Source organism: Lacticaseibacillus styriensis (assembly GCF_030770295.1).
Classification (GTDB): Bacteria; Bacillota; Bacilli; order Lactobacillales; family Lactobacillaceae; genus Lacticaseibacillus; species Lacticaseibacillus casei.
In genome coordinates this window covers 2,966,710-2,991,932 of sequence record NZ_CP132483.1, presented here as the reverse complement: position 1 = coordinate 2,991,932, position 25,223 = coordinate 2,966,710, and the positions used below count along the sequence as shown (strand labels likewise).

At 49.7% G+C, this 25,223-nt stretch carries 28 protein-coding genes; 27 read left to right on the top strand and 1 reads right to left on the bottom strand.

Annotated elements, in window-relative coordinates; genetic code table 11:
- Nucleotides 1-26 precede the first annotated feature (26 nt).
- The 7 genes from LACSTY_RS14020 (at nucleotide 27) to LACSTY_RS13990 (ending at nucleotide 5,252) form a co-directional block, all read left to right on the top strand.
- Nucleotides 27-782: a tyrosine-protein phosphatase gene (locus tag LACSTY_RS14020; RefSeq protein ID WP_191981874.1), complete on the top strand. Its 756-nt coding sequence runs from the start codon at nucleotides 27-29 to the stop codon at nucleotides 780-782.
- Nucleotides 783-838: 56 nt separating this feature from the next.
- Nucleotides 839-1,369 carry a D-glycero-alpha-D-manno-heptose-1,7-bisphosphate 7-phosphatase gene (locus LACSTY_RS14015; protein ID WP_087913105.1) on the top strand — a complete coding sequence of 177 codons (531 nt, stop codon included), beginning with the start codon at nucleotides 839-841 and terminating at the stop codon, nucleotides 1,367-1,369.
- 2 nt (nucleotides 1,370-1,371) lie between these two features.
- Nucleotides 1,372-1,866 carry a GNAT family N-acetyltransferase gene (locus LACSTY_RS14010; protein ID WP_087913104.1) on the top strand — a complete coding sequence of 165 codons (495 nt, stop codon included), beginning with the start codon at nucleotides 1,372-1,374 and terminating at the stop codon, nucleotides 1,864-1,866.
- A 23-nt stretch (nucleotides 1,867-1,889) separates the two neighbouring features.
- Nucleotides 1,890-2,618 carry a GNAT family N-acetyltransferase gene (locus LACSTY_RS14005; protein ID WP_087913103.1) on the top strand — a complete coding sequence of 243 codons (729 nt, stop codon included), beginning with the start codon at nucleotides 1,890-1,892 and terminating at the stop codon, nucleotides 2,616-2,618.
- 171 nt (nucleotides 2,619-2,789) lie between these two features.
- Nucleotides 2,790-3,695 carry a hypothetical protein gene (locus tag LACSTY_RS14000; protein ID WP_151466785.1) on the top strand — a complete coding sequence of 302 codons (906 nt, stop codon included), beginning with the start codon at nucleotides 2,790-2,792 and terminating at the stop codon, nucleotides 3,693-3,695.
- Nucleotides 3,696-3,917: 222 nt separating this feature from the next.
- Nucleotides 3,918-4,238, top strand: a complete 321-nt coding sequence (locus LACSTY_RS13995) for a DMT family transporter (protein ID WP_010490584.1) — start codon at nucleotides 3,918-3,920, stop codon at nucleotides 4,236-4,238.
- Between the two features lie 57 nt (nucleotides 4,239-4,295).
- Nucleotides 4,296-5,252, top strand: coding sequence for an ADP-ribosylglycohydrolase family protein (locus tag LACSTY_RS13990; protein ID WP_087913101.1), 957 nt, complete (start codon nucleotides 4,296-4,298; stop codon nucleotides 5,250-5,252).
- Between the two features lie 195 nt (nucleotides 5,253-5,447).
- Here LACSTY_RS13990 and LACSTY_RS13985 read toward each other — a convergent pair whose 3' ends face one another.
- Nucleotides 5,448-6,380: a DHH family phosphoesterase gene (locus LACSTY_RS13985; protein ID WP_087913100.1), complete on the bottom strand. Its 933-nt coding sequence runs from the start codon at nucleotides 6,378-6,380 to the stop codon at nucleotides 5,448-5,450.
- Nucleotides 6,381-6,527: 147 nt separating this feature from the next.
- Between LACSTY_RS13985 and LACSTY_RS13980 the strand changes: the two genes are divergently transcribed.
- From LACSTY_RS13980 to LACSTY_RS13885, 20 genes are all read left to right on the top strand, one after another.
- Nucleotides 6,528-7,595 (top strand): endonuclease/exonuclease/phosphatase family protein, encoded by a 1,068-nt coding sequence (locus tag LACSTY_RS13980; RefSeq protein ID WP_087913099.1) that lies wholly within the window; start codon nucleotides 6,528-6,530, stop codon nucleotides 7,593-7,595.
- A gap of 294 nt (nucleotides 7,596-7,889) precedes the next feature.
- Nucleotides 7,890-8,726, top strand: coding sequence for a PTS mannose/fructose/sorbose/N-acetylgalactosamine transporter subunit IIC (locus tag LACSTY_RS13975; RefSeq protein WP_087913098.1), 837 nt, complete (start codon nucleotides 7,890-7,892; stop codon nucleotides 8,724-8,726).
- Nucleotides 8,719-9,555, top strand: a complete 837-nt coding sequence (locus LACSTY_RS13970; RefSeq protein ID WP_087913097.1) for a PTS system mannose/fructose/sorbose family transporter subunit IID — start codon at nucleotides 8,719-8,721, stop codon at nucleotides 9,553-9,555. The genes LACSTY_RS13975 and LACSTY_RS13970 overlap by 8 nt, the downstream gene beginning before the upstream one ends.
- Before the next feature lie 151 nt (nucleotides 9,556-9,706).
- Nucleotides 9,707-10,192: a PTS sugar transporter subunit IIB gene (locus LACSTY_RS13965; RefSeq protein ID WP_087913096.1), complete on the top strand. Its 486-nt coding sequence runs from the start codon at nucleotides 9,707-9,709 to the stop codon at nucleotides 10,190-10,192.
- Entirely contained in the window at nucleotides 10,189-11,121 is a 933-nt protein-coding gene (locus LACSTY_RS13960; RefSeq protein ID WP_087913095.1) for a MurR/RpiR family transcriptional regulator, read from the top strand. Before LACSTY_RS13965 ends, LACSTY_RS13960 begins: the two co-directional genes overlap by 4 nt.
- Nucleotides 11,048-11,968, top strand: coding sequence for an N-acetylmuramic acid 6-phosphate etherase (gene murQ, locus LACSTY_RS13955; RefSeq protein WP_087913094.1), 921 nt, complete (start codon nucleotides 11,048-11,050; stop codon nucleotides 11,966-11,968). The genes LACSTY_RS13960 and murQ overlap by 74 nt, the downstream gene beginning before the upstream one ends.
- Complete coding sequence (locus LACSTY_RS13950) at nucleotides 11,952-12,971, top strand: serine hydrolase domain-containing protein (protein ID WP_087913093.1); 1,020 nt, start codon at nucleotides 11,952-11,954, stop codon at nucleotides 12,969-12,971. Before murQ ends, LACSTY_RS13950 begins: the two co-directional genes overlap by 17 nt.
- Nucleotides 12,972-13,106: 135 nt before the next feature.
- A complete protein-coding gene (locus LACSTY_RS13945; RefSeq protein ID WP_087913092.1) occupies nucleotides 13,107-13,892 on the top strand; it encodes a serine hydrolase in 786 nt (261 codons plus the stop codon).
- 69 nt (nucleotides 13,893-13,961) lie between these two features.
- Nucleotides 13,962-14,663, top strand: coding sequence for an aspartate/glutamate racemase family protein (locus LACSTY_RS13940; protein WP_087913091.1), 702 nt, complete (start codon nucleotides 13,962-13,964; stop codon nucleotides 14,661-14,663).
- Between the two features lie 190 nt (nucleotides 14,664-14,853).
- Entirely contained in the window at nucleotides 14,854-16,143 is a 1,290-nt protein-coding gene (locus LACSTY_RS13935; RefSeq protein WP_087913090.1) for an MFS transporter, read from the top strand.
- 404 nt (nucleotides 16,144-16,547) lie between these two features.
- The gene (locus LACSTY_RS13930) at nucleotides 16,548-17,663 is read left to right on the top strand and encodes an ABC transporter ATP-binding protein (protein ID WP_087913089.1); all 1,116 of its coding nucleotides are present in this window, start codon (nucleotides 16,548-16,550) and stop codon (nucleotides 17,661-17,663) included.
- Complete coding sequence (locus LACSTY_RS13925) at nucleotides 17,653-18,585, top strand: carbohydrate ABC transporter permease (protein ID WP_087913088.1); 933 nt, start codon at nucleotides 17,653-17,655, stop codon at nucleotides 18,583-18,585. The genes LACSTY_RS13930 and LACSTY_RS13925 overlap by 11 nt, the downstream gene beginning before the upstream one ends.
- Complete coding sequence (locus LACSTY_RS13920; protein ID WP_087913087.1) at nucleotides 18,582-19,397, top strand: carbohydrate ABC transporter permease; 816 nt, start codon at nucleotides 18,582-18,584, stop codon at nucleotides 19,395-19,397. Before LACSTY_RS13925 ends, LACSTY_RS13920 begins: the two co-directional genes overlap by 4 nt.
- Complete coding sequence (locus tag LACSTY_RS13915) at nucleotides 19,394-20,767, top strand: ABC transporter substrate-binding protein (protein ID WP_087913086.1); 1,374 nt, start codon at nucleotides 19,394-19,396, stop codon at nucleotides 20,765-20,767. The genes LACSTY_RS13920 and LACSTY_RS13915 overlap by 4 nt, the downstream gene beginning before the upstream one ends.
- 81 nt (nucleotides 20,768-20,848) lie before the next feature.
- Nucleotides 20,849-21,547: a glycerophosphodiester phosphodiesterase family protein gene (locus tag LACSTY_RS13910; RefSeq protein ID WP_087913085.1), complete on the top strand. Its 699-nt coding sequence runs from the start codon at nucleotides 20,849-20,851 to the stop codon at nucleotides 21,545-21,547.
- A gap of 120 nt (nucleotides 21,548-21,667) precedes the next feature.
- On the top strand, nucleotides 21,668-21,925 hold the full coding sequence (locus LACSTY_RS13905) for an AbrB/MazE/SpoVT family DNA-binding domain-containing protein (protein WP_087913084.1): 258 nt from the start codon (nucleotides 21,668-21,670) through the stop codon (nucleotides 21,923-21,925).
- Between the two features lie 130 nt (nucleotides 21,926-22,055).
- Nucleotides 22,056-23,162 carry an ImmA/IrrE family metallo-endopeptidase gene (locus tag LACSTY_RS13900; protein WP_087913083.1) on the top strand — a complete coding sequence of 369 codons (1,107 nt, stop codon included), beginning with the start codon at nucleotides 22,056-22,058 and terminating at the stop codon, nucleotides 23,160-23,162.
- Nucleotides 23,159-23,653: a DUF4411 family protein gene (locus LACSTY_RS13895; protein WP_049169518.1), complete on the top strand. Its 495-nt coding sequence runs from the start codon at nucleotides 23,159-23,161 to the stop codon at nucleotides 23,651-23,653. The genes LACSTY_RS13900 and LACSTY_RS13895 overlap by 4 nt, the downstream gene beginning before the upstream one ends.
- A gap of 167 nt (nucleotides 23,654-23,820) precedes the next feature.
- A complete protein-coding gene (locus LACSTY_RS13890; RefSeq protein ID WP_070651208.1) occupies nucleotides 23,821-24,531 on the top strand; it encodes an NUDIX hydrolase in 711 nt (236 codons plus the stop codon).
- Between the two features lie 111 nt (nucleotides 24,532-24,642).
- Nucleotides 24,643-25,203 carry a cysteine hydrolase family protein gene (locus LACSTY_RS13885; RefSeq protein WP_087913082.1) on the top strand — a complete coding sequence of 187 codons (561 nt, stop codon included), beginning with the start codon at nucleotides 24,643-24,645 and terminating at the stop codon, nucleotides 25,201-25,203.
- Nucleotides 25,204-25,223: the final 20 nt, after the last annotated feature.

Below are 25,223 nucleotides of genomic sequence, written 5' to 3'. Positions count from 1 at the left end.
CAGCGACGTTTTTGGTACAAAGGGGTGTGGACTTGGAAAAAATCACAAATTTTCGCGAACTTGGCGGTTATCGCAACAAGAGTAAGCAGATGGTCAAAAAGGGGTTGTTGTATCGCTCTGGGCAGCTTTTTGAACTGGATGATGCTCAGAAACGTTATCTGACCGAGACGGTGGGCATTCGGCAAATTATTGACATGCGCAGTGCAGACGAACGCGCGCAGTTTCCTGACACGACCCTGCCAGGTGCGGCGTACACGGTGCTGGACATTTTGAAAGACGCCACCACCAACGATGCGAGCTTGGGTCATATGATAACCGAACAAGGCGATGTGCGCGAAAACATGCTGGCGACTTATGAACAGCTGGCGATGAGCGGCTCGGCACAGGCAGGCTACCACGCGTTTATTCACGACTTGCTGGCGGAACCGGAGCCCACTGTTTTTCACTGTTTTGCGGGAAAAGATCGCACCGGCGTCGGCGCCGCGATCATCTTGAAGTTGTTGGCAGTTCCCGATGAAACGATCATGGCGGATTATTTGTTGACCAATCAAGAGCGCAAGACCGCGAATCAGGTGATTCTGGCTGATTTGAAAAAGCAAGGCGTTCGGGCCTCGCAACTGCAGACCATTGCGGTGGCGCTGAGGGTGGATGCTGCGTATCTGGAGCATTATTTTCAGGTGATTGATACGAAGTTTGGCAACTTTGACCAGTACTTGCAGCAGGGGTTGCAATTGACAGATGCGGATGTGGATACGTTCCGGGGGTTGTATTTGCAGGGTTAACGGACTAGTCTTTCGTTTCTTATTCGGTGTTTCTATTTATGAAGGGGCGCTACTTAATGCCGATAAAAATTGTTTTCGTTGATCGTGACGGGACGATTGGCGGAGATGGACACTTTACGCCTATATCTGAATTTGCGCCGTATGCCGGCAGCGCGGAAGGCATTCATGCTTTGCGTGCAGCGGGACTTCAGGTTTTTGCCTTAACCAATCAAACGCGGATCGCGGCTGGTGAGCTGGACGAGGCTGAATTGCGGCGCTCGCTCCTTGAACTGGGATGCTCGGATGCCTTTATCTGTCCGCACGCTGAAAATGCCAACTGTGATTGCCGCAAACCGAAAACCGGACTCTTGACTCAGGCACACTTAAAGTATCATTTTTCCAATGAGGAAGCTGTGATTATTGGAGACAGTTATCGGGCTGATATGCAGTGTGCCAATCGTGCAGGCATTTTGGGCATCCATGTTGCTACCGGTCGCGGAGCTGTTGGCCGAGCTGATGTTTGCGACACATGGGTTGAATGTGCGGATTTAGCCACTGCGGCAGACTGGATCTTACGACACAATCAGCTGGAAAAAGAAGGTGACTAGGCATGATGAGCATTCGCATTGTTAAAGCAACGCCGAAGACCGATTTTGATGCCGTCAGCAGGGTATATTACGACACTTGGCAGTCGGCCTATCGTCATCTGATTCCAGCAGGTTTTTTAAGACAGCTCACGCCAGCATCGTGGCATCCCGAAAAACGGTGGCAGAACACTTTTTTGGCAATCACTGGATCCGAAGAGATTGTCGGCGTTTGCAGCTTTGGTCATGCGCGCATGGCAGATTATGCAGGTTGGGGTGAATTATATTCGTTGTATGTTTTACCGCAATTCCAGCGGCAGCACGTCGGCAGTCAGCTGATTGAGCATGCGTTGAAACGACTTAGCCAAACCTATGAAAACAATTATGTGCGGGTGCTGAACAATAATCTTGCGGCGCAGAAGTTTTACCTGAAGTTTGGGTTTAAGAAGACGGACACAGTGCTAGAAGATGTGACCAGATTTGGCACGATTCGCGAATTGATGATGATTCGAGAAGGATAGAATCCATTAGTGAGGACAACAGCATGTCATTGATCAACACCCAGTTAGGACTCGATTTTCAATTGTCGGCGGCAGAACTGAAAGGTTCACGTAACCTTTTTATGGCAAAACCGCCCCAGCCCGCGGCACGTTTTTGGGCACGCGATGAAGGCGACATAGTGATTCGGGGCAATCGTTTGTTGGTGCGTGTGACAAATCCAGAAGCCCTAATAGTTTTGAAGCGGGCGTTTGGCGAAGAGGATGGCGCGTGGTTTTTGTCGATGGCTAATTTAACTAAATTAGCAACGATATTAAGCAGTTTTGGTCTGAGGGTGAGCAATATGGCCCCCTTTTTCGTGCCGAGTCAGCGGTTTGTGTCAAATCTCATTCCGGAGATACATCTGATTGAAGCGGATGAAATTCCCGCTTATCGAGCAAACAAGGCAATCACAATGGCGTTCGGCTATGATCGCCATTACCCAGATCAATTGGGCGTCGCTTATCATGTTGATGATGAATTAAAAGCCATAGCCGGTGCGAGCCAGAATGGGGATGCCTGCTGGGAGATCAGTGTTGAAATTCTTGATCCGCAATATCGACATCGTGGCATTGCCGTCCAATTGGTTAAACAGCTAACCGCTACTATTCAGAGTCGGCGGCCGGATATTTTGCCCGTCTATGGCACACAGTTTTCACATGTTCAGTCAATGAATGTCGCGATTCGGGCAGGATTTGTACTTGGATGGACAGAATTAATGATCGGGAAATGTTAATCTGGTGTTGGAACTATATGAGGCGCAAGCGCCGGGAATGCCAGAGTTTATGTAGTGTCATTGAAAGGGGAAAATATCATGTCCGATAAGCCGATTTCACCTCAAGTTATGGCGAAATTCAAACAGTACTGGCCGAGATTCGAAAAGAGCAAGAACTACCAGTAGTTGTATGTGTATCCCGCAGTTAAAGAAAATGCACCCAATCTTATCCAGGCATTTCTCGCCGGTATGGAAGATATCATCGGTTTAAACCCAAGCGAGTGGACATCCGCGGACATTCAACAATACGTGGATAGTTTTGCTGACGAGAAACCCGATGAGGTTGAGGCAATGATTCTCTTATCAGACAGTCTGGACTTAATTGAGACTTTCTTGGTGTGGTTGTCGGCAAGGCATGTGGTTCATATCAAGCAGATGGCTATTACACAAATAATGATGACACCCCGAATGGATTTGTCAGACCGTATTGACGCCACGTTCACAAGCGGTGAAACGGACGATCTGGGCGATGGCGAGGATATGTCTGATGCGTTCACAGATGAAGACCCATGGGACCAAGACAATTTGTATCAGCCGGATGAATTCTATCAAAGCGAGCCACACGTCGACAAAATTGGCGATCAGCAATGGCAATTGGCCACGGCAACAAGTGTTCACGATCAATTGCTTAAGTACATAAGATTGGCATGGGCAGCCGAAGACAGTCAGGATCTGCGTGATGCTTATCCTCAATCAGTGGTCATTGATGCGGTTGTTCAGATGGGTGATGCGCTTTATGCCCAACATTTAGAAACCTTACAGACATGGGAACCGGAACACTTTCTTGACTACATCACCAACACCATTCATACACAGTCATTAGAAAAATCTCAGGCACTCATTGCCAGTTGGATACATCTACTTTTGTATTTAATTTTCAATGACAAGATCGAAAGAGAGCATGGTGATGAACTGCTTGCGATGTTTGCGCGCGGAGCACAATTATTGCCCAAGCCAAAACCAAAAGGCAGAGCTGTTTCGCTATCTGACTATAAACGGGGCAAGCGAAAAAGTAAAAAACGTCGTAAAAAGCGTTAATCAGCAGTTGCCCAAATTGACACATATCTTTTACTTGTCTAATTTGACATCACCGTAAATATGTGAAAAGATACCTAACAACAGCAATTTAAATAACTAGTCACTACCGGGTGACAGTATCGCAACCGCATTAGGTCAATGTAGCGGTTGCGGGTACTGTCACCCTATTTTGTTTGGCTGTGATGGTTGATGACTGGCATTTAATCACAGGAGGAAAAGAACATGCAGTGGTTTTATTTAGTTTTAGCAGGCGGTTTTGAAGTCGTTTGGGCAACGTTTATGAAGTTGTCGCACGGTTTTTCCCGATTAGGTTTTACCTTAGCTACGTTGGCAGGGATGATTTTAAGTTTTGGCTTTCTTGCGCTGGCGGTCAAGCATCTCCCGTTAAGTCTTGCATATCCGGTTTGGACCGGGATCGGTGCGGTTGGCTCGATCATTGTTGGTGTGGTTTTGTTTAAGGATCAACTGCAGCCAGCAACTTGGCTTTTCATCGCGTTGTTGGTCATCGGAATTGTCGGTATTAAAGTGACGAGTGGCGATTAGTCACCAAATGAACCTTATGAAATGATAAACTTAAATCATGAATGGGGAGGTGTGCGAATGTTACCGGGTAGCATTGTGCGAGTGCTTCAGGCAGCTATTGTTGGCGATGCTTTTGGCGTGCCGTATGAATTTAAGGAGCGGGGATCTTATACCGTAGAAGCTGAGATGATTGGTGGCGGATTCTGGAAGCAAGCGGCTGGAACGTGGTCGGATGATACGGCTTTTACGCTTGCGCTCATTGACAATCTGACTCACGACGGCAGTTACGCGGATCTTATGGATAAGTTTGTGGCGTACATGGAGCGCGGCGCCTATACGCCAACCGGTCAGCTGTTTGATATTGGTAATACCTGTGCTAAAGCGATTCGCACTTATGTCATTGAGCAGGCTGAACCGACAATGTGCGGTGATCCCTCTGAATTTGCAAACGGCAATGGTGCCTTGATGCGATTGGCTCCCATGGCGATTGCGTTATATGATGAGTCGGCATTCAATCAGCGGGCTAAAAAGTATCGCGCTTACACCCAACTGACACATCGGCATCCACGAGCCGTGCTTGGCAGCATCATTTATCTGGAAATATTGTGGCAATTACTGCATGGCAAAACACTATCGCAAGCGCTGGCAGCAGTGAACTTATCGTTTGAAGCGTTGCCGACAGCAGAACAAGCAGAAATACCGGTTTATCACCGGTTATTCGCGGCCAACTTTAAGAAGCTGCCTGTGTCAGCGATTAAATCAAGCGGTTATGTCGTTGATACACTGGAGGCAGCAGTCTGGGTGGCGGCCAATGCTCGTGATTTGAAAAGTGGAATCATGAGCGCTGCTGCCTTAGGCCAGGATACGGATACAATTGCGACCATCGCGGCTTCATTAATGGCTGCCAGCGGACGCGATGCAATACCGCCGGAATGGTGGCAAGCCATTGTTAATCGCGAACTGGCGGAGTCGTATATAACGCCATTTGCGAAAAAGTTTGGTAACATGGATGAGCCAATTGAAGGCAACAAATAAAGAAGGCTTTAAAATCCGATCTAGTTTCGGATCTTAAAGCCTTCTTTTACTTATTAAGCGGGTTAGTCTCAAACACGAGCTGGAATGTTTTAAAGGCATTTGCCTCAACAACCGGTTGCTTCATCAACTCGATGAGAAATGCCTTATTCTTTTTGTTAACGAGTACTTTTAGAGTTTTCTCGTCTCCCATGAAAGTTATTGTTGCGCTAACTCTTGCGTAATTGCCTGCACTTCAGCAAGGTCATCTGCCACGGCGCCGCTTGCTAAGGGATGGCCACCGCCGCCATGGCGTACGGCTAAGGTGTTGATTTCCTTGGTTTTGCCCCGCAGTTCGACGCGATATTTGCCGTCTTGATGTTCCGTGAACACCACCCAGCGATCGATGCTGGCGAGTTTGCCAATATTGCCGACTGCGCGCTGCTCTTCGCCGTAAGCCAAGCCGAATTGTTGCAACACTTTTTGCGTGATGAGCAGTGATCCGGCACCGTTTGCCGTAATTTTAACATGTTCCAGCGCCCAGCCGATGAGTCGCCCGACTTTTTCCGGAAACTGGTCTTCGCGGCGGCCGATCGCCGGTGCGTCAATGCCGGTCGCAAGCAAGTCGGCAGCTGCCAGATGCGTGCGGGCCGTGGTTAAGTCGTAGAGGAAGCGACCGGTGTCACCGATCATCCCCGCGTAAAGCGCCGCCGCAGCCGGTTGATTGAGCGTCAGGCGCTTGCTGTGTTGCACCAGCTCCCAAACCATTTCCGAAGCACTTGACGCGTTGGTGTCGACCCAACTGATGGTGCCGAGTTGATCTTCATTCAGGTGGTGATCGATCTTAATCAGCATGGCGCCTTGGTCAAAATGCGTCCCGGCGATGCGCGAGCGATTGGCGGTATCAATCACCACCACCAGTGCGTCCTTATAAGCAGCTGCTGGCACATCTTGCTGCGGCCCGATCCAAGCTAAGTCGGGCGCGGCCGGGCCGGCAGTGTAAATGACTTTTTGCGGATAAGCTGCCCGCAACAGCAGCGCTAGTCCGGTTTGTGAACCGATGGCGTCTGGATCAGGGTTGATGTGGCGGTGAATGATGATGGTATCGAATTGATCAAAAGCGGCTAAAATGCGCTCGATTTCGGCTGACATAACAGGTTCCTTTCAATGTTGGGTTATGTAAAATTGTGCGTCCTGCTTGCGAAAATGGCAGGCGTGTACACATACTTAATCGTACTGGTCTCAGGTGAAAAGACAACTGTTATAATGATTGAAACCAAACTTAATGGGGGAATATTGGTGAAACGCTTATTGAAATGGATTGCCATTGTCGTTGGCGCCGTCGTGCTGGTCGCAGGCGGTTACCTGATTTATCTTTTCACGACTTATTACCGGCTACCGGATAATCAGGCGTTGAAAGTCAAAAATCAGCAAGATGCCCAATTCAAGCCAGGCCAGACGTATACGGCCATGACCTATAACATCGGGTACGGCTCCTATCCGCCGAGCTATAGTTTTTTCATGGACGGCGGCAAATATTCGCGGGCTTATAGTCAACAAGCGGTGCGAAAAAGTATCAATGGTGTCATTAAAACCACGCAGGCGCAAAATCCGGACATTGCCTTTTATCAGGAAATCGATCCGGATGGCGATCGTTCCCGCCACGTGAATGAAGTGAACATGGTAACGCAGGCACAAAAACAATACGCCAATGTGTACGGGCAAAATTACGATTCTGCTTATTTGTTTTATCCATTTACCCAACCGATTGGCAAAGCGAAGTCGGGGATTTTAACGTTAAGCAAGGCTAAAGTCGACAGTTCCCGCCGTTACAGTTTGCCGGTTGATACCGACTTCAACAAAATTATTGACTTGGATCGCGCCTTTACGGCCACGAAAACGACGGTCGCGAACGGCAAACAGTTCATCATGGTCAACATCCATATGTCCGCCTTTACCCCGAATGTGAAGGTGCAGCAGGCACAATTTGCCAAATTGTTTAAGTATATTGATCATGCCTACAAGCAAGGCAATTACGTCATGGTCGCTGGCGATTATAACCACCGGCTATTGAAAAATACTGCCGAGATTTTCCACACCAAAAATCTCGAAGAAACCTGGACGCACCTGTTTCCTAAGTCGAAACTGCCAACCGGATTTCACATCCCGACCATGGGCTTGGCTGAAGCTAAAGTGCCTTCCGTCCGCGCCCTTGATCAGCCGTATCGACCAGGGAAAAGTTTTGTGACGTTAATTGACGGCTATATTCTGTCACCCAATATCAAAGCGGAAAGCGTGCATGTGGTGTCGACCGGTTTCCAGTATTCCGATCACAATCCGGTCGTGCTGAAGTTCCAGTTGCAATAGTAAGAACATCCTTAGTGGCCTGAAAATGGGGCCACTTTTTTATGCCTTCATTCGTTGCAGTGTCAGCGTGAAGCACACCATTTTCTTGTACACGCTCATGCAGATACAGATGCAGCAATCTGTTTTGCTGGCAAACTAACTCGCAATTCCTTAATTGGTACACGTGACACTTTTCTGTTCCACGAGAAACTGCATTTCAGTGTTAACTTTTATAACGCAAATACTTGAAATACAGTTTCATATGGGACCATAATCAAGTTGATCGATGAAATCTTATTAGGGAGGGGAAACATCATGTCGATATCTGCTTTTGCACTTATTTTTCTGACGATCTATGTGGGCTTGGCACAACTCGATGCACTCTCACTGAAGATCGGCTTATTTTCACCGGTGTTTGGTGGTGCGGCAACTGGTCTAGTTATGGGAGATCTCAAAACCGGTTTGATTGTCGGTGCGACTTTGCAGCTGGCAACGTTGGGGGTCGCGACTTATGGCGGCGCAACGGTGCCGGACTTTCTTTCCGGTTCGATTATGGGCAGTGCGTTTGCGATTATGTCCGGACGCGGGGCTGCTTATGGGATCGGGTTGGCGATTCCAATTGGCCTGTTACTGACGCAAATGGATATTCTGGCGCGGATGACCAACACGATTTTTCAGCATCATGCTGATCGCTTGGCACTCAAGGGTGACTATAAAGGCGTTGAACGGAACAACCTTTACGGGATCATTCCGTGGACGGTTTCACGTATGTTGCCGGTTTTTGTGGGCTTGTTCTTTGGCTCGGCGGTTGTTAAGGCCATCAATGCCTGGATTCCGGCGTGGCTGATGGTCGGATTGAAGACGGCCGGGATTATTTTGCCCGCGATGGGGATTGCGATCCTGATGCGGTACCTGCCAATCAAGCGGTATTATCCTTATTTCATTCTCGGATTTGTCCTCATGGCTTACTTCACGAAGTCCTTCTCCCTGCTGGGCACGGCGCTGGTCGGCTTCGTCTTTGCGGCGATTCACGTGATGGAGGCCAACGAGCGCAAGCACAATGGCGGCAACGGCAACGGTCCAAGCAAGCCTGACAATGGTGGTAACGACAGCGGCAGTAGCGACGACGAGGAGGTCGAGATCGATGTCTGACTTGAAATTAAACAAAATAACCAAAAAAGATCTTAAGCACATCTTCATTCAAAACGTCTTGGGATTGCAGTTGGGTTGGAACTACGAAAAGATGCAAGGCCTGGGCTATGCTTATTCGGTGATGCCTGCGTTGAAACGGCTGTATAAAGATGATCCTGCCAAAATGAAGCAAGCGCTGAACATGGAGATGGGCTTCTTCAATACCACCCCGCAAATGGCGCATTTGATTGTCGGCGCGGATGTTGCCTTGCAGGATCAACTGGGAATGAACGATGAAAATGAAAAGGCCATTGCCGGATTGAAAACCGGGTTAATGGGGCCTTTTGCCGGCGTCGGCGATACCATTTTCGTTGCGATTTACAATGCGATTATTTACTCCATCACGGCGTACATGGCACTGTCGAATCAACCGATCGGCCTATTGATTCCGGTAGTTGGTTGCTTGGCCATTTTATGGGTGCGTTGGAAGTTGTTCCAAGTCGGGCTGGCGCAAGGTACCCGGTTGGCAACGACCTTCGCCGACAGCATGGCGATTTTCACGGAAGGCGCTTCGATTCTTGGCTTAACGGTTGTCGGCGCGATGATTCCTGCAGTCATTAATTACAAGCTTGATTTGACCTATAAAGTCGGCAAGGTCACGATGAATGTCCAAACCATGCTCGACAAAATTATGCCGGCGTTGATTCCGTTGGCGATTGCTTTGTTCTCATATTGGATTTTGGGACGGAAGCATATGAATTCCACACGGCTGATTTTCGTCTTGATTTTGATCGGCATGGTGCTGGGTAATCTCGGTGCGATTTTTGGTTGGATTGGTAGTTTGGTTTAACTTTATAACGATAACGCGCTCACCGGCGCAGAAACCTGCGTGTAAGGACCTCGGTCGCAATGGCCTAAGCCCGGGCCATCACGCCCAAGGCCACTTACACTTCGGTTTCTGAGCGCGCCGGTTCGCGCTCACTGAAGGGAAGTAGTGTTCAATGACAATTGTGGCAGCACGGGTTGACGAGCGGATGATTCATGGACAGGTAGCGATGGTGTGGACGAATACGGTTGGCGCCAATCGCCTCATGGTCGTCAACGATGAAGTCGTCCACGATGACATGGCAATTCAGGGTTTGAAAATTGCTCGGCCAGCCGGAAAAAAGTTGGCCATCAGCTCAGTGGCCAAAGCCATCGAAAATCTGCAAAATGGCAAGTTTGCCGCGAATCAAGTGTTTGTGATCACCCGCAATGTTCCGGACATGGCGAAGTTGATTGACGGCGGCGTGCCGATTAAGTCGTTTAATGTCGGCAACCTGTCAGAAAAACCCGGTACCAAGAAAATCAAGCCGTCTGTGGCGCTATCGCCTGATGATATTGCGATTATTCGGCGTTTGCTCAAACAAGGGGTGACCATTACTGCGCAGATGGTGCCTAATGAAAGTAAAACGTCAATCGCCACATTTATTGACAAGGCCGAATGACGCCGCTTTTAACAAGGGTGGAGGCGCGGCTTGCGCAGTTGAGCCCGGTTAACCGCGCCTTGGCCCACCACGTATTGGCCGATCCGGAGGCGTTTGTCGCCGAGACAACGGCCCAGATTGCCCAAGCTAGCGGCGTCTCGGCAGCGTCCGTCATTCGCTTTGTGCGCCTGTTTGATTTTGATGACTTACAATCGTTTAAGCTGGCTTTGGTGCGCGAAACCAAAACGACCGACGATCCGCAACCGCTTGATCCGCTGGTGCAAGACGACGATGATTTGCCGACCATGATGCGCAAACTCAGTCAGACAGCGATTGCGGCGGTGCGGGATTTGCCGGAAGCATTGGATCAAAATGCGGTTCAATCGGCGATTACCAAACTGCGGCACGCCCGACATATTTATCTGGTTGGCATCAGCGCGTCGGCACTCGTGGCACAGGACCTGTATTTAAAATTGATTCGGGCTGGTTATCTGGCGATTTTTGATCATGATGCGCACACGGCGTTGGAGCGGATGTATTATACGACTTCGGCTGATGCGGTAGTTGCCTTTTCCTACAGTGGCATCACCAAAGAAGTTGTCTTGGCAGCACAACAGGCACGGCACAATCACACCCCGGTGATCGCCGTAACCCGCCATGAGCCAAGTCCGTTGCGGGATGTGGCAAGTTGCGTGATTGCCTTGCCGCCAACGGAACCGCTTTTGCGTATCGGTGCTGTGACGTCTATGTTCACGGAAACTTATGTCGCCAATATTCTGTTTTTAGGCGTGGTTCATGGCGAAATTAAGCGCACGGAGCAGAATTATCGGGCGACATCACAACTAACCGGGGAATTGAAAATTCGAGGTGAGGAAAATGGCAATCGCAGATCTAACAACCGAACAAAGAAATCCAGCCAGCATGCACATCGACACGATGACGACGCCTGAAATTGTGGCCTTGATCAACCATGAAGATGCCAAAATTGTACCGGCGATCGCTAAGGAAGAGGCGCATATTGCCGCGGCTATTGATGAAGCCAGTCAGCGTTACAATCGCGGTGGGCGGCTGATTTACGCCGGGGCAGGCACGTCCGGGCGCCTAGGTGTTTTGGACGCGGCTGAGTTGGTACCGACTTATGGCATTCCGCCAGAGCGAGCAGTGGGCTTGATCGCGGGCGGTATGTCGGCCATGTTCAAATCTGTGGAAGGGGCCGAGGACTCGGCTGAATTGGCCGAACACGACCTGAAGCAGTTGAATCTGAATGCCAATGACACGGTGATTGGGATTGCTGCGTCCGGCCGCACGCCTTATGCGATTGGCGCGTTGACGTACGCCCAACAGACACACGCACTGGCCGTGTCCGTCACCTGCGTGGCCGATAGTGCGTTGGCCACCCACGCCGATATTGCGATTGCGCCAGTGGTTGGTCCGGAAGTGATTACCGGCTCCACCCGTATGAAGGCTGGTACCGCTCAAAAAATGGTGCTGAACATGTTGTCGACGGGTGTGATGATCCGCGCCGGAAAAGTGTTTGGCAACTTGATGATCGATGTACTGCCGACTAATGCTAAGCTGATCGATCGCGCCGAGCGGATTATCGTTGAAACCGCTGGCGTTACCAAGGCCCACGCCGCTTCCTTATTGAAGGCAGCGGCGCATAAGGTACCGGTAGCAATTGTCATGGCCAAAACCGGCATGGATGCCGCGACAGCTACCCAAGTGTTGGCTGCGCATGATGGCGTCGTGAGTGCGGTTTTAACGGCATGGGAGGCTGAACATGGCCAACAATCCTGACTTAGTGGCACCGATCACCTTGGCTATTCACGAGGGTGCCGTCTTTGGTGCTTCGTTTAGTTTGGTTGCGCCGGATGAAAATGCGTTATATTTTCTGGGTTATCAAGGTGCCGGTGACGATCATCTACCGTTAATGCCACAGGATCGTTATGATCTGGCCTCGCTGACTAAAGTCGTGGGGACGACGACGCGGTTATTGCAGTTGCTGGTGGCGGGGACAATCCAGCTGGATCAGCCGATCGGGTCACTTGTAGATGGCTTGCGGTATCCGCAACTGACGATTGAGCAGCTCATGTTACACCGCAGCGGGTTGCCGGCAGATGTAGCAAACGCACATGATCTTGATCGTGGCGGCTTGAATCAAGCGGTGAAAACGATGGCGGTAGTTGCGCCGCCGGATACGACCACGATTTATTCGGATTTGAATTATATTCTACTAGGCTGGGCGGTGGCCAAAATCGACGGTTCGTTAGCGACCAGTCTGCAGAAGCACATTTTTGCGCCGTTAGGGATGCAGGCTACGGGTTATCAACCCCATGGCGTCGCGTCACGCGATTTTGTCCCGACCGAAAAGGTGCCAGAGCGCGGCGGCGTGTTGCGAGGGACGGTTCACGACCACAAGGCCTTTTTACTGGATGGCGTCAGCGGTCACGCCGGGTTGTTTGCGACCTTAGGTGACTTGACAACGTTCACGCGGTTGTTGGCGGGGTTGCCTGTGCCAAACGGTGAAGCGGTGTTGCCACCTGCTGCTTTTTCCTTGCTGGAGCGTTTTTGTGTCGGCGGACGCACGTTGGGATGGCGTTGCTGGTCGGCCAATCGCCACCAGTATTGGCACACCGGCTTTACCGGCACCTCGATTGCTTTTGATCGCGACACCCAGCGCGGATTTGTTTGCCTGACAAATCGGATCTATCCCAGTCGAACTAACCGCGCGTGGGTCAGCATTCGGATGCAATTGCTCACCCGGTTTTTCGGAGTCGCCACTTCATGGCCTGATGCGTGACAAGCGGTGGTTGTGTTATCTTTTCTCAGCGTTGGTCATTGGCACGGCGAATGGGTGTATGATCGAAAGTAACTTGAGCTGAGTGTCTAGCTAATGCTTGTCTGGCGCTTGGTTTGCGATCGGAGATAGGTCTAGATGAAGCATGCCCATTTAGTTGAACAACTTAACCAATTGCACCGCCACTTTGCCGAGCCGCATGCGCTCTTGCTGGCGGATGACCACCACCTGCTTTATGGCGCAAAGACCGACACGTTGTTTCCCGCGGCAAGCTTGATCAAGCTGGGCATTGCTGCTTACGTGAAAAAACGTGCTGAGGCGGATCCTTTTCAGTGGAATCGAATGGTTGAATTACCAGCAACTGTTGGTGGCGCAGGGGTGCTGCGCTTCATGACGGCGCCGTCTTGGTGCGTGCGGGATTTGGTAACGCTGATGCTAATGGTGTCTGATAATTTGGCGACGAATGCGCTGCTGAAATTATATGGATTGCCGACAATTTCACGGTGGTTGGCTGAACATTTTCCTGGTACCCAATTGAACCGCGCATTGATGCAGTCCCATGCAGACAACGATAATCGGATTACGGCGGAAGCAGCTTGGCGGCTGTTGCATGACTTGTTAACGCCGACCCACCAGTCAGCTGACGGGGATTGGTGCGCGCAGGCGTTACGGCACCAGCAGAATCGTACGAAACTGTTGCTGGCACCAACGATGCGGGCTTTTGTGGGTTGGACAGCCGGTAAAAGCGGCGAGTTGTCAAATTGTGAACACGATGCGGCATGTTTTGCAGCGGAAGGTGAGCAGCTGTATGCCGTGGTGCTCACCACGTACAATCACCGGCGAGAAGACGCCATGCGTTTCAATCAGCAGGTAGGTCAGTTAATCGTGGATGACTTCCAGCAGCGGCGGGATCGGCTGTTGTGATAAATAGCCGATTGATGGATTGGGGTGTTGCTGATTCAGGCGCACTGCGAGAAAGGGAGACAATGAGATATGAGTAAGGTCGGTATCATAGGTGGTCTCGGACCAGAAGCAACCATCATCTATTATCAGGGAATTATTCGGCAATACCAGCAACGAGTCGGTAGCCAAGAGGACTTACCTGAGCTAACGATTGAAAGTGTTAATATGTATCGGGTCTTTCAGTTAATTGATCAAAACCGAACTGACGAGCTAGTTGATTATTTACTGCGGGCAGCTCGGCACTTAAAAGCTAGCGGAGCGGATTTTGCGGCAATGTGTGGGTTAACGCCCCATCTAGTTTTTCCGGCTTTGCAGGCGTCAAGCTCATTACCGCTCGTAAGCATCATAGATACTGCTTACGAACGAGCACGGCACTTGGGGTTGACTCGCCTAGGATTATTAGGCACAAAGTTTACGATGACACATGATTTCTTTCAGCGACCTTTTGAGGAGCGCGGAATTAACGTTATCGTCCCACCCGCTGATCAGCAAGCATATATTCACCAAAAAATCGTGACAGAGCTAGAAAACGGCATCGTGAAACCTGATACCAAATCAGCTTTCCTGAAGATTGTCCAAATGATGATGAGTAAAGACAACATTGATGGTCTGGTTCTTGGCTGCACTGAACTACCATTGCTCCTTCACTCGAACGATGTGGAAGTTTCAGTACTTGATATCGCTCAGATCCATATTGATGCGCTTGTTGATAAAATGTTTGCTGAGTCATAATTCGCTGTTAATTGTAAAATGTTAGCTACATGTGACTCCCATGAAATGGCCAGACTAAGCCATTTTATGGGAGCCATTTTTTGCTGGCATCTAAAAGCGGAAAGATTAGTATTTTAATTGCCGCCAAAGTATTATAGAATTATTAGAATTAATTAAAACATCTATGTGAAAAAGGAGACGGCAAACGTTCATGCAAGCAGCACACGCCACTCACCCTGTCATGATTACGGACCGGGAATCGAATCGCCAAATTACCAAGGACTTTACCAGCAACCTGATCGGCTCGTTGAGCGGCGGGATGTTTTCGTTCGGCATGGGGCTGATGTTGCTGAATCAAACCCATTTGGCCATTAGCTTTGGCCTCTCGACGATTGTCGGGCCGCTTGTCAGTCTGCTGCTTTTTGTACCGATGGGAAGCATTGTCGATCGCTACCCGCACCGGTCGATTCTAATCGTCAGCAATCTTGTCAGGTTGGTCGGACTAGCAGTGTTTGCGTGGGCACTGCCTAACTTTGCCGGGGTGCAAAAACTCATTCCTGTGGTGCTCTTTGCGATAATCGATTATATGTGCAGCGACTTCAGCTCAACCGCATACTCATCTTCTGTACACGAGTTGGTGAACAAACAGAAAATTCAAAAACTGAGCTCACTGACGTCAACGGCCAGTTCGATTTCTTCGATTTTCTCACCGATGCTAGGGCTAGCTTTATACTCGTTGGTTGGATTTGAAACTTTTATTTTCATCGAAATTGTTGCGTCATCGCTTTCTTTTTTCATCATGCTGACGATGAAATTCCACGTGGCGCCGCGCCGTGTAAGTACCGAGACCGATGAGAGCGGCCGTTCGCTGGCGATGTTTAAAACGGGCATTGGGTATATCAAGACCCGACCGCTGGTAAAAGGCGCCATCATGGTGGGCGTTGTGTTGAACTTTAGCTTCACCAGCGTGACGGTGGGGATGCCGTTCATCATCACTAACACGCTGCATTTCGGCAGTGCGCCGATCGGTTATCTGGAGACGGGCTCGGCGGTTGGTATTTTAATCGGCAGCCTATTTATGAGCACCTTGGCCACTCAGCGCCATATTCGCTTTAAAATGCTCGGCCCAGTCATCGCCGATTGTGGGTTGCTGGTGGTGCTGGGTGGTATCTTCAATATTGCCAAAACAGCAAGTGACGTGTCCATCAGCGGCACTATCCTCATGACCGTGCTAGGCTTTTTAATCGTGATTCCTAACATCGTCATGCAAGTGGCCATCCAAAAAACCGTCCCAACCAGCTTCCTGGGCCGCGTCAACACAACTTTGATGACCATCAACAACTCCGTCACACCCCTCGCCACGTTCTTTTACACGTTCCTCTTCCAAAACATCGCCCAAAACTATCTTGTCTTTGTCGTCAGCGGCATCGTGGCACTGCTGTACATGCTGGCCATTTTGCCACGAATTTTGCAGTTCTTTAGGCAGGAAGGGATTCAGTGAGATAGCGCCCAAACTGGAACAGGGGCTCTTTGATATGTAGTGCCAAAGCGGAGCAATCGGAGGCCAGAGGGGGCTCAGTGGTGACATTGTACTAGCCGGGCGATCTTCCCGGCGTAGTACAAGGCCGAGCTTAGAGACTCTGCCGGTTTTGCAGAGGCTCTAAGTCGTGCCCACCACTCTAGCTTCGCGGTCGCCAGCCCCCGACCTGGCCGGAGATTGCGTAGTTTGGCACGGCAGGAGAACATCATCCTCAAACCATTGACGTTCTAGTTACACAGCACCGCAAAATGCTATGTTTCATTTCGAAACACCTGTTTTTACATAATACTTACATAATTAATACACCGGGTTGACATCGATCTTTACAAAGGCTTGTTAGGCTTTGTGTAAGGAGTTGATGAGGAATGAGTATTCGATTAGCGAATGTGTCAAAGGCTTTTGGCAACACCAAAGTGCTTTCCAATATTTCCGTCGAGATCGAACCCGGTGAGTTTTTTGTCATGGTCGGGCCGTCTGGTTCTGGTAAAAGTACGCTCTTGCGGATGATTGCCGGTTTAACCAGCGTGACAGATGGACGCATCTTTTTTAACGAGCGTGACGTCACCGACTTGCCGCCCAAGGATCGCAAACTGGCGATGGTCTTTCAAAACTATGCGTTGCTGCCATTCATGAGCGTGGCGCAAAACGTTCGGTTTGGCTTGGAAAACCAAGACCTGTCCGATGATGAAAAGACCAAGCGGGTGGACTGGGCACTGGATCTGGTTCACATGACGGATTTACGCGACCGGAAGCCAAAAGAACTCTCCGGTGGCCAACAACAGCGGGTCAGCTTGGCACGCGCCTTGGCGACCAAAGCCCCAGTGGTTTTGATGGATGAACCGCTATCGAATCTCGATGCGCAACTACGAACCGAAATGCGCGAAGAAATTGCCCGATTGCACCGTGAAATCGGCATGACGCTGATTTATGTCACCCACGACCAGGTCGAAGCCATGACCATGGGCGATCGGATTTTAGTGTTGGATGATGAAAAAATCCAGCAACTCGGCACCCCGCTTGATTTATATAATCATCCGGCCAACGAGTTTGTGGCCAAATTTATCGGCAGTCCGGAAATGAACCTGCTGCCTATCACGGTTAACGATGAAGGCGACCGCTTCAGTATCGGCGATGCCTTTTGGACGGATAATGCCTTTGTTCTGCCATTCGATTTGCCAGCTGGTTCTTACCATCTTGGCATTCGGCCAGAGAAACTGGTGCCGGTTTCCATTGCCAATCCGGATACCATCACCGCGAAAGTCAAAAGTTTGCAACAGCTTGGCAACGATACCTTGATTTTCTGCGATTATGACGGCCAGCCACTCGTGAGCCGGGTACCGGAGCAGTTCACGGTCGCGGTTGGTGCTGAACTCAATTTGCTGCTTCCAGCCAGTGCCGATGAATGGCACCTCTTCAACGTTGACGACGGCGAGCGGATTGTTGCGGCGCCGGTAAAGGAGGCGGCAGGTTATGGAGCTTAATAAAGAACTCAATAAAACCACAACCGAATCAAAAGGCAAAGTAGTTGCGACGCTTCGCGAAAACAACAAGCCGGCCTTTTGGTTCTTAATGCCATCGCTGTTGATTCTGACCTTGTTTACGTTTTATCCGATGATCATGACGGTTTACAACAGTTTCTTTGCGACCAACATTCGCGGTGAATCGGCTAAGTTTGTCGGGCTAGGCAACTATCTCGATATTTTCAAAGATCCGTTATTCCTGAAAAGCCTAGCCGACACCTTAGTGTATGTCGTTGCGTTTGCGTTGGTGACCATCATTCTCGGGGTGACCTTGGCGCGGTTGGCGACGATGAAATTGCGGCGGATTAGCTGGTTCCAGACTGCATTCGCCGGCACGATGGGTACCAGTGCCGCTGCGGCTTCGATTCTCTGGCTATTCCTGTTCAACCCGTCTGTTGGTCTCGCCAGCTTTGCCTTGAAGGCGATGGGCGTCACGAATGCCAACTTACTGGTTGATCCGACTGGCGCCATGATTGTCATTGTGTTGGCCAGTGTCTGGATGGCTTTGGGCTTTGCCTTTCTGATTCTGCTCAGTGCCTTTCAGAGTGTACCGCCTGAATACTATGAAGTGGCCGATATTGCCGGTTGGTCCCAGTTTAAACAGACATTGAAAATTACGGTGCCGATGATTTCGCCAACCTTGTTCTTCCTATTTGTGGTTGAAATCATCGATGGGTTCAAAATGTTTGCCCAGATTGACCTGATTACCGGCGGCGGTCCTAACAACGCGACGAACTTTTTGGCTTATAAGATTTATCAAGACGCATTTGCTTTCCATAACTTCGGGACTGCAAGTGCAGAGTCGATTGTCTTAACCGTGATTATCGCGTTGGCAACCTGGGTTCAATTCCACTTCACAGAACGGAAGGTGTATTACGCATGACACATGTCAAAAATGGGACACGTTATCTGTTGTTGACCGTTGTGGCGGTAGTACTTCTGTTCCCGATCTTGCTGGGAATTTGGGCTTCACTGCTGCCGACCAAAGATATTGCGGCAGGTAACTTCTTATCGACCAATATTTCGTTAAACAACTACTGGCAGGCATTTGTGACCACGCCGATTATCCGTTACATGATCAACTCGTTTGTCACTGCCGGATTGATCACGATTGGCCAGCTGGTCTTATGTACGCTTGCGGCTTACGCGTTTGCGTTCATGAATTTCCGGTATAAGAAACAGTTGTTCTTTGCCTTTTTGATCACGATGATGCTGCCGTTTGAAGCGCAGATCATTCCTAATTTCCAGACGGTGAAGGCGTTCGGTTGGTTGAACAATTACGCCGGCTTGACGATTCCATTCTTCACATCTGCCTTCGGGGTCTTCATGTTGCGGCAGGCCTTCTTACAGATTCCCACGGACCTCGTGGACTTTGGGAAGTATCTCGGCCTCGGTCGCCTGCAGTTTCTTTGGAAAATCGCGATTCCATACAGCCGCAGCATGTTGATTACCTTTTCGCTGTACACGTTCCTGACGCATTGGAACCAATACCTGTGGCCGTTAATTACCACGTTCTCAGACGACTTCCGGCCAGTGCAGGTCGGCTTGAAACAGTTACAGTCTGAAGACACCTTCGCCAACTGGGGCATGGTCATGGCCACGGCGATTATCGTCCTGTTGCCAACCTTGGCGTTGCTGCTGATTGGCCAGAAGTTCTTCAAGCGTAATCTGAATGCAGGGGGGACGAAGGGGTGAAAACCACATACAAGAAAATCATCGCGTTGATCGCAGCGCTTGCGGTCATTTTAGGCCTTGCCTTTTTCCTGACCGGGCAACAAAAAACCGCGGCGGCGTCGGACAATGGCCGGACCACCATCACGTTTTGGCATTCGATGAACGGTCCGAACGAAAAGGTGCTGGAGAAGTTGGTCGATCAATTCAACAAGAGCCAGACGAAGTACACGGTTAAGCCGATTTACGCTGGGAGCTATGAATTGTCGATTATGAAGTACGCCAATACGGTCGGCAGCAATGTCTCGCCTGATTTGATTCAGAGTGACCAGGCCAACCAGTCGATGATGATCGGCCTCAACTCGACCGTGCCGGTGCAAAAGTTCATCGATCGCGATCATTATGATCTGAGTCAACTGTATCCCGGCGTGACGGCAGCCTATAAGATCAATGGCAAGCTAGCTTCCATGCCATTTAACTCGTCCAGCTCGGTCATGTACTATAACAAGGCACTGTTCAAGAAATATGGCATTGCGGACTTGCCGCTGTCGCCAACCTATAGCGACATCACCAAGGCGGCTGTTGCCTTAACCAAGAAAAGTAAAGGTGCCGTTAAAGGGATGACCATGCAGATCTATGGCTGGTTGCCGGAAGAATTGGTCGCCAACCAAAATTCGCTCGTGGTCAACCATGATAACGGACGCCAGGCAATGGCCACTCAAGCCACATTGAATTCGCCGGAAATGGTCAAAAGTATGAACTGGCTGCAGGATGTCATCAAGCAAGGCGCTTTCCAAAACTTCGGTACCGGATCAGCTGCTGCTAACAACCAAAGCGCAGCATTCCTGGCGCAGAAGGTCGGTATTTTCATGCAAAGCTCGGCAATGCTGGGGCAGCTGCAGAAAAACGCCAAATTTGACTACGGCGTCACCTTCACGCCGCATCCGGATAACACTAAGGCCAATGGGGTCGCAATTGGCGGGGCCAGTCTCTGGATCACCAAGAACAAGCCGACAGCCGTTCAAGAAGGGGCTTGGCAGTTCATGAAGTACCTCATGACGCCAAAAGCTCAGGCAGCTTGGCAACTCGGCACCGGCTACTTCGCGGTTAACCAGAAAGCCAACAAAGTTAAGACGCTAGCCACTGCGATCAAGAAGAATCCTGCCTTGGCCGTGCCAATTGAGCAGCTCAATCAAGGTAAAATCAATGCCGCCACAGCCGGCGCCTTCTTCAGCAATATCCAGGAAGAACGGCAAAATGTTGAGTTGGCCATGCAGCAGATTTACGGCGGTGAAGATGTCAAGAAAGCCCTAGATGAGGCGGAGTCAAGCACCAATACCGCAATTTCCAAGACCAACTCCGTCAGCGGCAATTTGCTGGATTATAAACGCTAAATGGGCCTTCTTTGCTGAATGAATGGCAGACGCGTATGATCAGGCATTGGATAGTCTTTTATCAATGAACGGAGGGTAAGCATGACAGTAGCAATTTATGGACATCGCGGGTACCCTGCCCGTTTTCCGGAAAATAGCCTGCAAGGATTCGAATATGCCTGTGAGCATGGGATTGACGGCATCGAAACCGACGTGCAGATGAGTGCTGACGGCCATCTGGTCATCATGCATGATGAACGCGTCGATCGCACCACAGACGGGACTGGCTGGATCGCCGATTTGACCCGAACCCAGTTGAAGGGGATGCGTCTGGCCAATGGCGAACACATCCCGTCACTGCGGGAAGCACTCACGGTTTTGAGCCGTTATGACGTGATGGTCAATATTGAATTTAAGACCGGCAAAATCCGGTACCCGGGAATCGAGGCACTGACGCAGGATTATGTCGAGCAGTTCGACATGCAGGATCGCGTGATTTACTCCTCGTTTAATCACGACAGCATCAATGTGGTTCACACACTGGCCCCAAAGATGAAAACCGCTTGGCTAACCAGCCGGGTACTCATGGGTGCTACCTTGCCATCCTACTTAGAAGCCGTGCACATCGAGCACTATAATGGCCACCTCGACAAAGCCCAGCGCGTCTGGACGGTTGACGACCCGCTGCAAATGAAACAACTGATGCGCGAAAAGTATGTTGTCGGGCTCATCACCAACCGTTTTGAGGAAGCCATGGACATGCGCGAGTTGGTGGCGAAAGAGAGTAAATCGCCGGTGTGAGTGGCTAGAAAAAAAGAGGCGTTTCGAGAATTTGCTCGAAACGCCTCTTTTATATTAGCTTTTGTTTTTACCGTTATGTTATGTTAAACAAACAGAAAACAGCATATACGAGGAGGCCCCATGATGCCAATTGGCGAGAACAAATATTTAGAAGGAAACGTTACCAGTGAAGGACGAGTAACCATTCCGGCTGAATTCAGACGCCGAATGGGCATCACTAAAGGTGCTAGAATCCGCTTTGACTTGGACAAGGATGGCGTTCTTGAATTGCGTGTGGTCAAAGATGATCAGACACATGACAAAGAGGCGTTGGACAATGCCGTTGAAGTACTGTTGGATAAGTATCACGTTGCAATGGATTATTTAAAGGATAGATGATGAATCCGAAAACAGATGTTACAAAGGTTACACTCATGTTGTGATCCAGAAAACGAATTCATTATAACAACCGTGATTAATGCGTAGCGTTAGACACATGCGTATAATGGCGATTAAGGAGGCGAGGAAAGTGGCAGACACCCGAGTTCAAGTGAATAAGCGGCTAATTGACTGGGCATTGGCAACCACTGACCTGCCCAGTGACGTTTTAGCGGACATCCAGAAGCGCAATAAGTGGTTACAAGTCGACTTTAAACATTATTTACAGCCGACCGTCAAGCAACTGGGGTTATTTGCGCGGCGCCTTCATGTGCCATTTGGCAATCTGCTGATGGATGAACCACCTAAAGAGGAAGACATTCGTTTGGCTTTTCGAACCCAGGAAAATGTGCCAGCGCAAGTCAGTCTCACGTTGCGTGACATTATATACGAAATGCAACGTAAACAAGACTGGTTCAAACACGAGAGCGGCGTAGCTAATCAGCAGCTAACCTTTGTGGGCGCTGCTCGTGGTGCATCGGCATCAGAGACACAACGGATGATGGCTCGTTTCATTGCATTGCATCATGCTGAATCGCCAAGACATCTTTACAAGGACCTGCGTGCTCAGCTATCCCAACTGGGTGTTTTAAACATGCAAAAGGGTGGTGCTGGTTTTGGCACTAATAGGCCGTTAAACGTTTCTGAAGCCCGTGCCTTTGTCCTTCTTGATGACTATGCCCCCTTGATATTCATTAACCAAAAAGACAGTTACACCGCCCGTATTTTTTCACTTATTCATGAGTTTGGGCATATTTTACATGGCACCGACGAGCTGCTAAAGAATCTTGACAGTGAAAAACAAGAAGAACAACTCATTAACAAGGCAACTGCTGCGTTTTTGATGCCTGAACAAGACTTCATTCGTCGCGTTAAAGAATATGATATTCGTAAGGCCGCTCGGTTCTTCAATGTGAGTCCTTTAGCAGCCGCAATTCGTGCGCAAGGCTTAGGTCTTATTGATCATGTTGTGCCCGAAGATTTTACAGAACAACCCGTAGCCAGTATGGATTCGACTGGGGGTAACCCATATAATAACGCACTGAGCTTAAACGACAATCGGTACATGAATACCTTGGTCGCCGCTCAAGAACGTGGTGCAGTGCAGCCAACTGAGGCCGCTAGCTTGATGGGTATCAGTTATAAGATGATGGATCGTACTATTGAAAAATTTATTGAGCGTGAGGTTCTGACATGAATGGCTATTTGCTGGATTCAGACATCTGGATTATTTCCAATAGGCATTATCGCCAGCGATTCTTTCCAATCGTCTGGCATTTCTTCTTAAACACGGAGCACCTGTACATGCTTGATCGAGTGTATGAAGAGATAACAACTAAGGATGATGAATTGAGTGTTTGGGTCAAAGAGCACTTTAAGGGTAAAACCATCGTGTCAGATTTATTTGTTACCGAATACCAAGTTGTTACACAGTACCTAATGACATCGCAAAAATGGACTGCTGCTGGATACGAACAGTGGACTGGTGATTATCAAAAGGCTGATCCGTGGTTAATCGCGTGTGCATTGAACAAAAAGATGACCATTATTACAAATGAAAATATGACTGGTCCTAATGGTCTGGCCAGTAAGGCAGAGCCCAAGATTCCATACGTTGCTAATCAATTAGGCGTTGCCACAATGAACTTTTGGGACTTTCTTGCTAATGAAAAGTTCATTGCCGAATAAACCTTCTTACCCAAAACTTCCCCTAAGAATTGGTAATGCCAAATTCAATGGGGTATTTTTGTATTTGAAGCCGCGTTTTTTCAATGAGTGAAACGGAAGTCAAATATACTGGCATCATTTAACCGTTGCTTTCGGAACTGCCACTTTCAAAACAAGGAGTTGACGCTATGGCCGATGAATTTGTTGCGCACCCACTAATTACCATAACCAATGTGATTTGGAGCTTTTCCCGCACCACGCATCAGCTGCAGATTTTGCTGATTCACCGCGCTGATGAGCCGTTTGCCGGATACTGGGCGCTGCCGGAGACCACGCTGCGAGTCAAAGAAAGTGCCGATGCGGCTGCGATTCGCCTGATTCGCGATAAAATTGGCATCCATGTCAATCGCGGCTCAACCGAGCAACTCGCCACGTTCACCGATCCGGCTCGCACGCCAGGGGAACGGGCGCTGGCGCTCACTTACATGACGTATTTGCCGACAATGCCAAAATTGCGGCCCGGCTATGGCGCCACCGATGCGCGTTGGTTTGCCTTCAATGCTGTGGCGGGGGATGAGCAGCTGCAAAATGGTCGGCTCACGTTTCACATGAAACCTGAAGCAGCTGACTTAGCTTTTGATCATGCGCGTATTCTCAGCGTCGCCATTGGCCGGATCCGCAACAAACTCGATTATCAGCCGACTATTTTGCAAGTCCTCGGGCCGACGTTTACCTTAAAAGAAGCGCGCGAAGTTTATGCGCCGTTTCTCCATACCACTGCCGCCGCGATCGATAACTCGAACTTCAAGAAAACCCACCAGCGGCTGTTTATCGAAGTCGGGGTTGCCCATGACCGTAGTCGCAGCGGCCGGCCGCCGAAACTTTTTAAGCTGGCATAGTTGAAAAAGCCAACCAGACCGCGTATCGTTGTCACCAAATAAAAGTCTTCTGTACTTTTATGCAACCTTAGTTTAAGTAAAAAGTACTTTAATTAGAAAGGAATGCTACTGATGGCACATTCAAATGAAGCACTGCTGATCATTGACTACACGAATGACTTTGTGGCAGATAAGGGCGCCTTGACTTGCGGAAAAGCCGGGCAGGTGCTGGCGCCTACGATTGTTGCACTCGCAGATGAATTCTTGCAACAGGACGGCTGGGTTTATTTACCGACTGACGTGCACACGCCGCATGATCCGTATCATCCGGAAAGCAAGCTGTTTCCACCGCATAATGTTCGCGGTACTTGGGGACGGGAATTTTACGGACCACTGGCGCCTTGGTATGCCGCGCATCGGGATGAGGAGCGCGTCAATATGTTTGACAAAACCCGCTATTCTGCTTTTGCCGGCACCCCGCTGGATCTGCGCTTGCGGGAGCGTAAAATCGACACTGTTCATTTGGTTGGCGTTTGCACCGATATTTGCGTGCTGCACACGGCAGTTGATGCTTACAATCTCAATTACCAAATGGTGGTGCACAAAAATGGCGTGGCGGCGTTAACCCCAGCTGGGCAGGAATGGGCATTGGATCATTTTGCTCATGTGCTTGGTGCTACTGTTACTGAATAAAATCGCTCACGAATCAAAAG